Source organism: Rhodococcus sp. SGAir0479 (assembly GCF_005484805.1).
GTDB lineage: Bacteria > Actinomycetota > Actinomycetes > Mycobacteriales > Mycobacteriaceae > Prescottella.
This window is the reverse complement of sequence record NZ_CP039432.1, coordinates 403,648-417,231: the sequence shown is the minus strand read 5'-3', so window position 1 is coordinate 417,231 and position 13,584 is coordinate 403,648. Positions and strand designations below refer to the sequence as shown.

At 71.9% G+C, this 13,584-nt stretch carries 9 protein-coding genes; 4 read left to right on the top strand and 5 right to left on the bottom strand.

Going from position 1 to position 13,584, the window contains the following annotated elements; all coding sequences use genetic code 11:
• Positions 1-52: 52 nt before the first annotated feature.
• Genes rsmA through E7742_RS01995 form a run of 3 tightly spaced genes read right to left on the bottom strand, consistent with a single transcriptional unit; the run spans position 53 to position 3,245 of the window.
• A complete protein-coding gene (gene rsmA / locus E7742_RS02005) occupies positions 53-952 on the bottom strand; it encodes a 16S rRNA (adenine(1518)-N(6)/adenine(1519)-N(6))-dimethyltransferase RsmA (RefSeq protein WP_137797397.1) in 900 nt (299 codons plus the stop codon).
• A gap of 29 nt (positions 953-981) precedes the next feature.
• Complete coding sequence (locus E7742_RS02000; protein ID WP_137797396.1) at positions 982-2,109, bottom strand: resuscitation-promoting factor; 1,128 nt, start codon at positions 2,107-2,109, stop codon at positions 982-984.
• A gap of 8 nt (positions 2,110-2,117) precedes the next feature.
• A complete protein-coding gene (locus tag E7742_RS01995; RefSeq protein ID WP_137797395.1) occupies positions 2,118-3,245 on the bottom strand; it encodes a resuscitation-promoting factor in 1,128 nt (375 codons plus the stop codon).
• 225 nt (positions 3,246-3,470) lie between these two features.
• Between E7742_RS01995 and E7742_RS01990 the strand changes: the two genes are divergently transcribed.
• Positions 3,471-4,499 (top strand): pirin family protein, encoded by a 1,029-nt coding sequence (locus tag E7742_RS01990; protein ID WP_137797394.1) that lies wholly within the window; start codon positions 3,471-3,473, stop codon positions 4,497-4,499.
• Here the strand turns inward: E7742_RS01990 and E7742_RS01985 are convergent.
• Positions 4,482-5,321, bottom strand: coding sequence for a TatD family hydrolase (locus tag E7742_RS01985; protein WP_137797393.1), 840 nt, complete (start codon positions 5,319-5,321; stop codon positions 4,482-4,484). The genes E7742_RS01990 and E7742_RS01985 overlap by 18 nt on opposite strands.
• A gap of 20 nt (positions 5,322-5,341) precedes the next feature.
• Here E7742_RS01985 and metG point away from each other — a divergent pair, with 20 nt between their 5' ends.
• The 3 genes from metG (at position 5,342) to E7742_RS01970 (ending at position 9,593) form a co-directional block, all read left to right on the top strand.
• Positions 5,342-6,937, top strand: coding sequence for a methionine--tRNA ligase (gene metG, locus E7742_RS01980; RefSeq protein WP_137797392.1), 1,596 nt, complete (start codon positions 5,342-5,344; stop codon positions 6,935-6,937).
• Positions 6,938-6,985: 48 nt separating this feature from the next.
• The gene (locus tag E7742_RS01975; RefSeq protein WP_137797391.1) at positions 6,986-8,188 is read left to right on the top strand and encodes a DUF2786 domain-containing protein; all 1,203 of its coding nucleotides are present in this window, start codon (positions 6,986-6,988) and stop codon (positions 8,186-8,188) included.
• Between the two features lie 88 nt (positions 8,189-8,276).
• Positions 8,277-9,593, top strand: coding sequence for an aminodeoxychorismate synthase component I (locus tag E7742_RS01970; RefSeq protein WP_137797390.1), 1,317 nt, complete (start codon positions 8,277-8,279; stop codon positions 9,591-9,593).
• Here the strand turns inward: E7742_RS01970 and E7742_RS01965 are convergent.
• Complete coding sequence (locus tag E7742_RS01965) at positions 9,514-13,575, bottom strand: nSTAND1 domain-containing NTPase (protein ID WP_254699133.1); 4,062 nt, start codon at positions 13,573-13,575, stop codon at positions 9,514-9,516. The two genes, E7742_RS01970 and E7742_RS01965, sit on opposite strands and share 80 nt — an antisense overlap.
• Between the last annotated feature and the right edge of the window lie 9 nt (positions 13,576-13,584).

The window sequence follows — 13,584 nt, the reverse complement described above, 5'->3', positions numbered from 1 at the left end:
CATCATTGTGGTCGAGAATCCCGACCGAGACCAATCCGGACGGTCGGCGCGGCTACTCCGAGCCCGGCACGGCCGCCAGTCGCACGAACGCGGCGGCGTCGAGTTTCTCGCCCCGCGTCGACGGCTCGATCCCGGCCGCGACCAGCCGACGCTCGGCCTCGACGGGCGAACCGGCCCAGCCGGCGAGGGCGGCCCGCAGCGTCTTGCGTCGCTGGGCGAACGCGGCGTCCACGACCGCGAACACCCGACGCCGGTGCTCGGCGTCCATCGGCCACGGCTCGTCGGTGTACCGGTCGACGCGCACCAGCCCGGACTCCACCTGCGGCACCGGCCAGAACACCGCCCGACCGACGGCGCCCGCCCGCTTGACCGTCCCGAAGAAGTTCGCCTTCACGCTCGGCACGCCGTACACCTTGTTTCCCGGCGCCGCGGCCAGCCGGTCGGCAACCTCGGCCTGCACCATCACGAGCGCCGTTCGCAGACTCGGGAACTCGGCGAACAGGTGCAGCAGCACCGGCACGGCCACGTTGTACGGCAGGTTCGCCACGAGCGCGGTCGGCTCCCCCGGAACGTCGCCGGGCATCACGCGCATCGCGTCGGCGCCGACCACCGTCAGCCGGTCGGCCAGCTCGGGTGCCCGGTCGGCGACCGTCTCGGGCAGGCGCGCGGCCAGCCGCGGATCGATCTCGACGGCCACGACCCGGTCGACGACGTCGAGCAACGCCAGCGTCAGCGAGCCGAGCCCGGGGCCGACCTCGAGGACCGTGTCGTCGCGACCGACACCGGCCGACGTCACGATGCGCCGCACCGTGTTGGCGTCGTGCACGAAGTTCTGCCCGAGCTGCTTGGTGGGGCGCACCCCGAACTCTTCGGCGAGGGCACGGACCTCGGCCGGCCCCAGGAGGGCGGCCTGTCCACGAGGCTGGGCGAGGGGCGGTACGGCGTCTGACACCTGAAGAACCTAACGCACGCGGCGGACGGTCAGCGCAGGCCCAGCTTGCCGCTGCACGACGGCCACGCGCCCCAGCCCTGGGTCTGCTGCGTACGCGAGGCGATCGCGATCTGCTCCTCGCGGGTGGCGAGGTCGGCGCGGGGCGCGTACCGGAGTCCGCCCTGGCGCTCCCACGTGTTCTGGTCGAACTGGACGCCGCCGTAGAACCCGTTGCCGGAGTTGATGGCCCAGTTTCCGGTGGCCTCGCACTGCGCGAGTGCGTCCCACGTCGCGCCGTTCTGCACGGGCGGCACCTCGGTGCCCGGCTTGGCGCCGACGCGGACGACCTTGGGCCGGGCCGGCGTGGTGACGGTGGTCGCGACGGGCCTGCGGCCGGTCTCGACGCCGTTGACGAGCGTGACCTCGTACGTGACGTCGGCGACCCCGGCGCCGCCGGGGTTCTCGACGACCGTCCGGCTCATGTTCATCGTCGGGTCCTCGACACGCTGCTCGGGCGGCGCGACCGGTTCGGTGAGCACCCGGGTCTCGGTCCGGCCGCGCGTGACGGTGACCTCCATGCCGTCGGCGAGCGGGGCGTCGGCGGCCGGGACGACGGTGTCGGCCTGTTCGAGCGGTGTGCCGTGCGCGGCGAGGAACTCGCCGACCGTGGGCGCGGCGAGCCGGACCTCGGCCGGGGCGGACGCGCCGTCGACCAACGTCACCGTGCGGGGGCTCAGGACGTCGAGATCGGAGCCCTCGAGCGGCAGGCGCTGCGACCTGTTGGCGGAGACGTGCACGTCGCCGGCCAGCCGGAACTGGTTCAGGGCCTCGTCGACCGTGAGCGCGGTCGTCCACACCGTGCGCTGCTGACCGTCCACCGTGAGCGCGACCTCGCGGCCGCGACGCAGGACCACGGTGTCGCCGTCGTGCAGTCCCGAATCCGCGGCGGGTGCGACCACGTCGTGCTCGCCGAGGGAGTAGCCCGCCGCCGACAGCGCACCGTCGACGCTCGACGACATCGTGCCGACGGTGATCAGCTCACCGTCCACGTCGACCGTGACGGTCTTGTGCTGCGTGACGGCGACGCCCCCGCCGACGGTGAGGGTCGCCAGCGTGGCGGCGACCACCCCGTACATGAGCGGTGACCGACTCGTGTTGATCTTCGACAGCGGCGACATGCGATTCCTTACCGGAGACCCAACTTGCTCGTACACGACGGCCAGGCACCCCAGCCCTGCGCCGCCTGCACCTTCTCGGCGACCGCGATCTGCTGCTCCCGCGAGGCCAGGTCGGCCCGCGCCGCGTACTGCGTGCCGCCGTACGCGGCCCACGTGCTCTGCGTGAACTGGAGGCCGCCGTAGAAACCGTTGCCGGAGTTGATCGCCCAGTTGCCGGTCGCCTCGCACTGCACCAGCGAGTCCCACACGGACCCGTTCGCCACCGACGGCGCCGACGCCTTGGGCTTGGTGCCGACCCGGACGACGGACGGGGACGCGTCCCGGACCACCGCCGCCGACAGTTCCTCGCGGTGCGTCTCGACGCCGTTGATCGTCGTGACCGACACCGTGACGGTCCGCTCGCCGGCCGCGCCGGGCTTCTCGACCGTGGTCTTGTCCTGCTCGAGCTCGGGGTCGTCCACGCGCTGCTCGGGCGCCGGGATCGGGTGGGTCTCGGTCCGCGTCTCCGTCCGGTTGCGCGTCACCACGATCTCGAGGCCGTCGGTCAGTGGCGTCTCGGGCGCAGGCTCCACCGAATCGGCCTGCTCGAGCGTCGCGTTCGTCGCGGCCAGGAACTCGCCCACGGTGGGCGCGGCGGCCCGCGTCTCGCGTGCCGGAGCACCCCCGTCGGACACCTTCACGGTCTTGGCGTTCACGACGTCGAACTCGATGCCCTCGAGCGGGATGCGCTGCCCGCGCGAGGCGGAGACGTACGCGTCGCCGGCGAGGCTGAGCTGACGAACCGCGTCGTCCACCGTGAGCGCGGTCGACCACACCGTGCGGCGTTCGCCGTCCACCGTCAGCACGATCTCGCGGGCGCGTCGCAGGACGACGGTGTCCCCGTCGTCGAGCGTGGCGTCGGCGCTCGGCGCGACCGCGTCGTGCTCACCGATCGGGTACCCGGCACTGTCCAGCACCGAGCCGACGTCCGACCGCAGCGTGCTGAGCGAGATCGTCTCGCCGTCGACGTCGAGCGTGACGGTCTTGTGCTGGGCGATCACCAGGCCACCCCCCACCAGGAGCGTCGCGAAGAGCGCGGCCACCACCGCATAGAGGAGCGGTGACCTGGCGGTGTTGATCCGAGCAAAAGGCGACACGAGCAATCCTGGGGCCGACGGCAGTTTCGATCACAGCACGGTAACGGCGGGTGTGGGATCTGGCAACTGAACGGTCTCGATCTGCACATATGCTGCGACAACGGTGTCGGCAATGCCGCAGGTCAGTCACGGATAGGTCACGACGGCGAGGCGGACGAGAGTCACGTCACTCTCGGACGGGAAGCCACGACGGCCCGTGCCCGCATGCATGGAAGGCTGGAAGGCATGAGCAACGTCGAAGCCCACCCCGCCGAGATCGAGTGCGAGCACGGCCCCGACGAGCCCGTCGCGGGCCGGCCACTCCTCGAGACCATCACCTCCCGCGAGGTGCCGCTCGGTGGGCCGCGGGCCATGCCGGTGCGGCGCACACTGCCGCAGCGGCAGCGATCCCTGATCGGTGCGTGGTGCTTCGCCGACCACTACGGCCCCGACGACGTCACGGTCACCGGCGGCATGGACGTCGCCCCGCACCCGCACACCGGGCTGCAGACGGTGAGCTGGCTGTTCACCGGCGAGATCGAACACCGCGACAGCAAGGGCGTCCACGCGACCGTCCGGCCCGGCGAGGTCAACCTCATGACGGGTGGCCACGGCATCTGCCACTCCGAGGTCTCGACGCCGGAGACCACGATCCTGCACGGGGTCCAGCTGTGGGTGGCGCTACCGGACGCGGCCCGCGACACCCCGCGCAACTTCGAGCACTACGTGCCGCCGGTGGTCACCCTCCCCGGCGCGTCGCTGCGGGTCTTCCTCGGCGCGCTCGCCGGATCGTCGTCCCCGGTCCACACCTTCACTCCCCTGCTGGGCGCCGAACTGACGCTCGAGCCGCGGGCCGAGGTGCGCCTGGCCGTGGACCCGGCGTTCGAGCACGGGGTGCTGGTCGATCTCGGCGCGGTACGGATGGCCGCGTCCGACGCCGAGCACCTCGATCTGGACCGGGCCGACCTGGGCTACGCCGGGACCGGGGTGTCGACGCTGACGCTGACCAACCGCACCGACGAACCCGCCCGCGTCGTGCTGCTCGGGGGCGAGCCGTTCGGCGAGGAGATCCTCATGTGGTGGAACTTCGTGGGCCGCGACCACGACGAGATCGCGGCGTTCCGGGACGCCTGGGAAGCCGAATCGGACCGGTTCGGGAGTGTCGAGGGCTACTCCGGGACGGTCCGGCGGCTGCCCGCACCGCCGCTGCCGAATGCGCGGATCCGCCCCCGCCGCACTCCGCCGTCGACCCGACCCTCAGACGCGGCTCGGTAGCCGGTAGACGCGCTCGGCCGTCGCGGTCGACGCCTTGGCCAGCTCGGCGGGATCGTCCCCGCGCACGTCCGCGAGCGCTCGCAATGTGTACGGCAGGCAGTAGGACTCGTTGGGAGCGCCACGGAACGGGTGCGGGGTGAGGAAGGGCGCGTCGGTCTCGACGAGCAACTGGTCGGCGGGAACCAGGATCGCGGCCTCGCGCAGGGCCTTCGCGTTCTTGAAGCTCACGGTGCCGGAGAAGCTCAGCACGTATCCGGCGTCGACACAGGCACGCGCCATCGTCGCGTCGGACGAGAAGCAGTGGAAGATCACCGTCTCGGGGGCGCCCTCGGCGTCCAGGACGCGCAACAGATCGGTGTCGGCCTCGCGGTTGTGGATCATCAGCGGCTTCCCGAGACGCTTCGCGAGATCGATGTGCCAGCGGAAGCCCTCCTCCTGTTCCGCCGGTGTCGCGCAGCCGTCGAGCTTGCCCGGCCAGTACAGGTCCAGACCGGTCTCACCCACCGCGACCACCCGCGGGTCCGCCGCCAGGCGCTCGATCTCCGCCCTGGTCACGTCGTCGAGGGAGTTCGCCCGGGTCGGGTGGATCGCCACCGCGGCGAAGACGCGCTCGTCCCAGTGGGCGGCCTCGACCGCGAACTGCGCCGCCGCCAGATCGTCGGCCACCGTGACCACCCGCTCGACCCCGACGGACGCCGCACGGTCGACGATTCGGCGCACGCTCGCAGCGTCGGCGGCGCCGCACGCGTCGAGGTGCGTGTGGGCGTCGACGAGCGGAGACAACGGCTCGGGCAGGTCCGGCGCGGGACGATCTTTGCTCACGTCGATAGAGTAGGCGCACCATGACTGTGCCTTCCTCGCCCAACCAGCAGCCTGCACCGACGGACCGGCCACCGTTCTATCTGACGACGGCGATCGCGTACCCGAACGGCGTCCCGCACATCGGTCACGCCTACGAGTACATCTCGTCGGACGCGATCGCGCGTTTCAAGCGCCTGGACGGGTTCGACGTGTACTTCATGACCGGCACCGACGAGCACGGCCTGAAGATGCAGCAGACGGCAGCCAAGGAAGGTATCGACGTCCGCGCTCTGGCGACCCGCAACTCGGACGTGTTCCAGGCCATGGACAAGGTGCTGAACATCTCGTACGACCGGTTCATCCGGACCACGGATGCCGACCACCTCGAGGCCAGCAAGGCGATCTGGGAGCGGATGGTCGCGGCCGGCGACATCTACCTCGACACCTATTCGGGCTGGTACTCGGTCCGTGACGAGGCGTTCCACGCGGAGGACGAGACCACGGTGCTCGAGGACGGCTCCCGCATCGCCACCGAGACGGGCACGCCGGTCGAGTGGACCGAGGAGTCCAACTACACGTTCCGACTCTCGAAGTACCAGGATCGGCTGCTGGCGCTGTACGAGGAGAACCCGGACTTCATCGCGCCGGCGACGCGCCGCAACGAGATCCTCAGCTTCGTCAAGAGCGGCCTCAAGGACCTGTCGATCTCCCGCACCACGTTCGACTGGGGTGTGCCCGTGCCGGGCGACCCCGCGCACGTCATGTACGTGTGGGTGGACGCGCTCACCAACTACCTCACCGGTGCGGGCTTCCCCGACACCGAGTCGGAGGCCTTCCGCAAGTACTGGCCCGCGAGCCTGCACATCATCGGCAAGGACATCACGCGCTTCCACACCGTGTACTGGCCGGCGTTCCTCATGTCGGCGGGCATCGAACTGCCGAAGCGAGTGTTCGTGCACGGCTTCCTGTTCAACAAGGGCGAGAAGATGTCGAAGTCGGTCGGCAACGTCGTCGACCCGCTGGCGATGGTGGAGCAGTACGGCCTCGACGCGGTCCGCTTCTTCCTGCTGCGCGAGATCTCGTACGGCCAGGACGGCAGCTACAGCCACGAGGCGATCGTCACCCGCATGAACACGGACCTGGCGAACGAGCTCGGCAACCTCGCCCAGCGGTCGCTGTCCATGGTCGCGAAGAACTGCGACGCGCAGGTCCCCACGCCGGGCGAGCTCACCGACGACGATCGGGCGCTGCTGGCCAAGGCCGACGCGCTGCTCGCCAAGGTGCGCGCCGAGTTCGACGTGCAGGCGCTCCATCTCGCACTCGAGGCGATCTGGCAGGTACTCGGCGACACCAACCGCTACTTCTCCGCGCAGGAGCCGTGGGTGCTGCGCAAGACCGACCCGGCCCGGATGGCGACGGTGCTGTACGTGACGCTCGAGGTGGTGCGGATCGTCGGAATCCTGGTCCAGCCGGTGATGCCGGGCTCCGCCGACAAGATCCTCGACCTGCTCGGTCAGGACGCCGACGCCCGAACCTTCGCCGACCTCGGCACCCGGATCGCGGCGGGCACCCCACTGCCCAAGCCCGTGGGCGTCTTCCCGCGCTACGTCGAGGAAACGACCGACGACCAGGCCTGACGGCGTCGCTCCCGAAAGTTGTCGGTCCCCTCGGGCACACTCGCACGCATGGGGAGCAATAGAACATACTTTCGAACACGCGATCGGCTGTCGGGCGACTGCGTGCCGCCCCGGCAGCGGTCGGCGGCCGGGCTCATGACGGCGCTGGCCGACGCGTACGAACGCGGATGGCAGCCCGCCGACGTCATGCACGTCACCCGACGCGCGCTCGGTGCCGGTACGGCGCCGACGGCCGCCGCCGCGGTGCTCTTCCAGGCGCGGGCCGCGGGATCCGACGGGCGCGCCCCGCGGGACTGGCGGGCCCAACTCGCCCGGATCGCGGACAGCGAGCCCGACGCGGCGCAGTTCGCGGCCGGGCTGCCGAGGCGGTGCGACCCCGATGACTTCGCCGCAGCGTTGGAGACGGCCGGCTGGCGGATCGGGGTCCGCGAATGGGTCGACCTCACGGTGCTGTGGCTCGAGTTCCCGCGGCTCAACCAGTTGTGCGAGCCGCCGTCGGCGTGGCCGCTCGTGCGGGTGCACCACCACGACCGTCCGAGCGAGGAGACCGCCGATCCCAAGGTGCTCGGGCGCATCCGCGGGCTTCTCGCGAAGGCCGAGGCCACCGACTTCGTCGAGGAGGCCGAAACTTTCACGGCCAAGGCTCAGGACCTCATGACCCGGTACTCGATCAGTACCGCGATCCTGCACGGCACCGGACCGGCGTCGACCGCGGTACAGAGCCGTCGAATGCACCTCGACAGCCCCTACGTCCGCGAGAAGGTCCACCTGCTGACGGCGATCGGCGAGGCCAACCGGGTCCGGACGGTGTGGTTCGACCGGTTCGCGATCGCCACGGTCGTCGGGAGCCCGGTCGACCTCGAGCAGGTGGATCTGCTGTTCACGTCCCTGCTGGTGCAGGCCACGCGCGCGATGCACGCGGCCGGTGCCCACGACCAGGCGGCCCCGTCCCGGTCCGCGTCGTTCCGGAAGGCGTTCCTGTTCGGTTTCGCCGTGCGGATCGGCCAGCGACTCAAGGAGGCCGACAGCCGTGCCACCGCCGAGGCCGCCGTGGACGCCGACGTGCGCATCGACGACCTGCTGCCGGTCCTGGCGGCTCGGTCCGCGGCCGTCGACGCGGAGTTCGATCGACTGTTCCCGACCACACGGGCGTCGCGGAGCCGAAACGTCGACGCCGACGGCTGGCACGCGGGTCGGTCCGCCGCCGACGACGCCTCGCTCTCGCCGGACAAGCGGGCGATCCCACGATGAGGTCGGCACCGCGGTTCGGTTGTGGGACGGCCCCACGCGGGCGCGGACCGCTGGCTGCGCCGTACCGCCGTCATGGAAAGCTGGAGCAATGCGGAGCGAGCGACTCGGAGGCGGCGGCAGCGCCGCCGACGTGTTCCGCGCACTGGCTCGGCGGGCTCGGTCGCGGCAGCTTCCCCCGCCGGCCGGCCTGATCGGGCGCTGGTTCGACAGCGCCGCGGTGCTCGCCCCGAGCGTGCGTGCGCTCCCCTGCCCGCCGGACCAGGCGTTCACACTCCCCGCCACCCGCGAACCCGGCTCGCGTGAAACCGGCCCACGTGAAACCGCGCCCGGCGGGCCGGCGGTCGGGGGCGGCTGGATCGGCTACCGGGCGTACCCGGACCGGCGCGGGGCGCTGCCGGAGGCGGCCGGTGGTTGGACCGACGATGTCGTGCGCCTGGACGAGTCGGGCTGCTGGTGGTTCGAAAGTCTCCGCGACGCCCCCTGCCCCGACGACCTCGCCGAGGCGGTGCGCCGCCCGGACGCCGAGCCGCGGCCGTGGCACATCGACTGGGCCGAGCCGGACCGCCGCGCACATCGTCGCGGTGTGGAGCTGTGCCTCGACGCGATCACGCGCGGCAACGTCTACCAGGCGTGCGTGTGCGCGCGGTTCGGCGGTACGGGCTCGGGCCGCCCCGTCGACTTCTTCGCGGACGCGGTGGAGCGGACCCGGCCCAGCCGGGCCGCGTTCGTCCAGGGCGCCTGGGGTGCGGTGGCGTCGCTGTCCCCGGAACTGTTCCTGTCCCGGAGGGCCGGCACCGTCACGTCGAGCCCGATCAAGGGCACTCTTCCGCTCGACGCCGATCCGACCCTCCTGCGCGACTCCGTCAAAGACGTGGCCGAGAACGTCATGATCGTCGATCTCGTCCGCAACGATCTGGGGCGCGTGGCCGAGCCGGGGTCCGTGCACGTCACCGACCTGCTCCGCGTCAAGCCGGCCCCGGGCGTGTGGCATCTGGTCTCCACCGTGACCGCGCGCGTCGCCGGATCCGTGGACACGGCCGCACTGATGGACGCGGCCTTCCCTCCGGCGTCGGTCACCGGGTGCCCCAAGCACTCCGCGCGGCACCTGCTCTCGTCGTGGGAACCGGAGCCCCGCGGCGTCTACTGCGGCACCGTCGGCATGCACAGTCCCCTCGCGGGGCTCGAACTCAACGTCGCGATCCGCACTGTCGAGTTCGACGCGACCGGCCACGTGGGCCTCGGGGTGGGGGGCGGCATCACGATCGATTCCGATCCCGACGCCGAGTGGCAGGAGTGCCTCGACAAGGCCCGCAGCATCGTCACGCTCAGGGCGACGGGCAGGCGTCCCGGCCCGCCTCGGGCATCTCGAAATGCGCAGGCCGATCCTGTGTCAGCTCCGACGTAGCGGCGCAGACCCGGTTCGCGACCGCCTCCGCGTCGAGCCGCCACGTCCGCAGCACGCCGTCGCCGCCGGCCGCGACCACCGTGTCGGTCCGCGGCAGGAACGCGACCTGCCACCGTCCCGTACCGATGGTCGTCAGCGGTCCACCGACGGTCTCGGCGCCGTCCTCGACGTTCCACAGCCGGACGGTGCCGTCGTCGCTGCCGCTGACGACCTGGGAGCCGTCGCCGTCGAACGCGACGCTGTACACGGTGCCGGTGTGCCCCCGCATCGGTTCCGGGCGCGCGGTGAAGCCGCCGTCGGTGTCGCGGTCCCACACGATGAGGGTGTGGTCGTCGCTGGCCGTGACCAGCACGGACCCGTCCGGGCTGAAGGCCAGCGCGTTGACACCGCCCTCGTGTCCGACGCCGCTCATCGCGCGCGGTGTCGGGGCCCCCGGATCGGTGACGTCCCACGCGTGGATGTCCCCGTCCGCGCTCACCACCACCAGGAGGTCGCCGGACGGGCTGAACTGCGCACTGCGGATCAGGTTGTGCGGACCGGTCAGGCTCGGACCCACCGGGACGGGGGCCGCCGGATCCTCGATGTTCCACAGCGCGATTCGGAAGTCGTCGTCCCCGATCGCAAGCGTCCGCCCGTCCGGGCTGAACGCCATCTCCCACGTGAAACGCGTGGCCGTGGTGATCGGCGCACCCAGCGGCACCGGCCGGCCCGGGTCCCGCACGTCCCACAGCTGGACCGGGCCACCCGAGGTCCGGGTGGTCGCCAGAATCCCGCCGTCCGGAGACAGGGCCGCGACGTTGGCGCCGCCCAGCGGCCGCGGCGCGTCGATGGAGCCGACCTGCGTGAATCGCCCCGCCGCGTCGACCGACCACAGCCGTACCGCCGAGTCGTAGCCGGCGGTGACCAGCAGGGAACCGTCCCGATCGAGCGCCGGCAGCGTCATCGACGAGTCCGAGACCGGCACCGTTCCGGGCGCGAGCGTCCAGACGCGGACGAGCGAGTCCTGCCCGCCCGTGACGATCGTCGACCCGTCCGGTGAGAGCGCGAGCGCGGGCACCCCGCCGCCGTTGCCGCTGAGCGCCGGCTTCACCTCGTGCAGGGCCCGGGTCACCGGGTCCACCGACCACAGCTTCGCGGTGCCGTCCCAGGACGCGCTGGCGAGGGTGCCGCCGTCGGGCGCGAACGCGATGGTCCAGATGCCCCCGGTGTGCGCCTGGACCGGGGCGTCGATCAGCCGGACCGCGGTCAGGTCGGTCGCGTCGAAGATCCGGATCAGCCCGTCGTCGCTGCTGGCGGCCAGGCTGCGGCCGTCGGGACTGAACGCCACCGAGTGCACGACGTCGTCGAACCCAGTGAGCGGAGCACCCAGCGAAACGGGGCGGCCCGGGTCGGCGATGTCCCACACCCGGACGGTCCGGTCGTCGCTCGCCGTCGCCAGGACCGTGTCGCCGTGGAAGGACACCGTCCGGACCGCACCGGCGTGTCCGCGCAACGACCACGACGGGAACCGGCCGCTGTCCGGGGCGGAGGTGTCGAACAATGTCACAGTGCCGTCGTCGTGCGGGACCGCGAGCAGGCGGCCCTCGGGGCTGAACCGCACGTTGTGCACGGCGCCGGGGGCGGCGCGGACGCCGTCGAGCAGTGCCCGGGGCGCGGTGGGATCGGAGACGTCCCAGATCCAGATCAAGCCGTCGCCGCTGCCCCCGGCGAGCAGGTGGCCGTCCGGGCTGAACGACACCGAGGCCATGTACTGCTCGGAGCCGCCCAGCACGGCACCGGTGGGGACGGGACTCGACGGGTCGGTGAAGTCCCACAGCCTCACCGTCCGGTCGTCGCTCGCGGTCGCGAGCATCCTCCCGTCCGCCGAGAACGCCACCCCGTAGACGGGCCCGGTGTGCCCGGTCAGCGAGCGGGAGATGGGGGTGTTCTCGGTGGCGACCAGGCGGGAGAACGCGTCATCGCTACCGGGCCGCATCTGCCACGCCGCGAGCGACAACTGGGCGGATGTGGTCGGATCACTCTCGCGCAGGGCGTCGGCCAGCGCGACGACCTGGCGGAACTGCGCGGTGGCGCGCTCGCTCTCGGCCCGCGACTTCGCGGCGAGCGCCATCGCCCCCATCACCACCGCGACGAGGGTCGAGAAGGCGAGAGCCGTCATCACGGTTCGCTTCATCCGCGCCTGCCGGCGGACCTGCCGCTCGGACGCAGCGAGGAAGTCCGCGGCGGCCGGGGTCAGCGACGCCGCGACCGCCCGGACCCCGTTCCGGTCGGGGTCCGCGTTGTCCGCGCGGGTCGCGGCGTGCTCGGCGAGCAGATCCAGACGCCCCCGGTGGTACAGGAGGCTGCTGTTGCGAGCGGAGTCGTCCCAGTGCGCGGCGTCGGTCTCGATCTGCTGCCGCAGCGCCGAGTACGAGCGGTCCTCCTGGATCCAGCTCGCCAAGCGCGGCCACGTCGCGATCACCGCATCGTGGATCAGCTCCACCGAATCCCCGTCGACCACCAGCACGCGGGCGTTGACGAAATGTTCGATCACCCGGCGCCCGGCACCGGCGTCATCACCCTCGAACGCGACGAGCTGGGCGAACGTGCGCCGGATCTTGACGTCGGTGCCCGTGTTGGTGACGTACACCAGGTGCACGAACATCGCCCGCGCGAGGACGCGCCCACGTTCGTCGAGCTGCTCCCACGCCCGCTCGGCGGCCGCAGCGATCGAGCCCAGCACACCGCCCGTCGCCCGATAGTTCGCTATCGTCAGCTGGCCGCCGCGGCGCCGCTCCCACATCGTGTCGAGCAGGTGCGAGACCAGCGGCAGCACGGTGCCGCTGCCCTCGGACGCATCGGGCGAGGAGGCGGTGAGGACGCCCAGATCGTTGAGGATCAGGTCGACCAACCCCGGCTCGAGCTTGAGGCCGATCATCCGGGCCGGCTGCGTGATGACCTCGAGCACGTCCTCACGCAGCAGTGGCGAGACGGCCTTGCTGCGCTGCTCGAGCGCGCGGGCGAGCACCGGATACGACAGCGCCTGCGCGTAGAAGTCGGAGCGCATCGTGGCCACCACCGACGTCGTCTCCGACGGCTCGTGGCCCGGCAACGTGGTCGCCGCCCAATCGAGGACCGTGAGGAAACGCGCACGCTCGTCCGCATCGGTGCACTGGGTGAAGAGCTCCTCGATCTGGTCGACGACGAGCACCAGCTGATGCGCACCCATCCGCTCCGCCGCCCGGCGCAGCGCACGGTCGATCCGCTCGTGGTCCGGGGCGGCGACGCAGTCGGCCAGCTCCGGCACCGCCGCGGCCAGGACGGTCGACGGGTGGGCACCGGGCGCGAAGACCACCGGCGCGAACGGCGGCCGACCCTCGTTGCCGCGGTCGAGGCCGCGTAGTTCCGGGATGAGGCCGGCCTGCACCAGCGACGACTTGCCGACGCCGGACGCCCCCGTCACGACCACGACGCCGTGCCCCTGCGCCGCCAGCACCGTGCTGACGAGCGCGCTCACGCTGTGCCGGCGGCCGAAGAACAGCCGCTCGTCCGTCTCGCGATAGGGCGCCAGTCCCCGGTAGGGACGGACGCCCGCCGGCAGGACGGGGACGATCGACTCGGCGCTGCCGCCCGCGGTCCGCGCGGCCGGGACGGCGTTGGCGCTGCGCCACCACGCCTCCCACTGCCGCATCGAGAACAGCCCGTCGACCGGCGGCTGGGCGTGCAGCGCGCGGGCCATCCGGATGAGTACCGCCAGGACCGGACGCACCGAGTCGAACGCCGCGGGAATCCGCTTGCCCGAGCGCCAGTCGCTCACCCGCTGCACCGAGGCGGGCTTGTCGCCCCCCATGGACCGGGTGAGGGCGGCGGCGTCGGAGACCACCTTCTTCAGCGGCGGTCCGCCCGCCGTCGCGAAGAGCAGACGCAGATGGTCGGCGAAGAACAGGCGCGCCGACGGGCCGGCCTGCGCCTCGCCGCTCAGCTGCTCGCTCTCGCCCGTCACGTCCCCACC

Bases quoted from the DNA above. Each gene is read 5' to 3' on its own strand.
- metG (WP_137797392.1), top strand. From the start codon at position 5,342: ATGACTGTGCCTTCCTCGCCCAACCAGCAGCCTGCACCGACGGACCGG.
- E7742_RS01990 (WP_137797394.1), top strand. From the start codon at position 3,471: ATGAGCAACGTCGAAGCCCACCCCGCCGAGATCGAGTGCGAGCACGGC.
- E7742_RS01970 (WP_137797390.1), top strand. From the start codon at position 8,277: ATGCGGAGCGAGCGACTCGGAGGCGGCGGCAGCGCCGCCGACGTGTTC.
- E7742_RS02000 (WP_137797396.1), bottom strand. From the start codon at position 2,109: ATGTCGCCGCTGTCGAAGATCAACACGAGTCGGTCACCGCTCATGTAC.
- E7742_RS01975 (WP_137797391.1), top strand. From the start codon at position 6,986: ATGGGGAGCAATAGAACATACTTTCGAACACGCGATCGGCTGTCGGGC.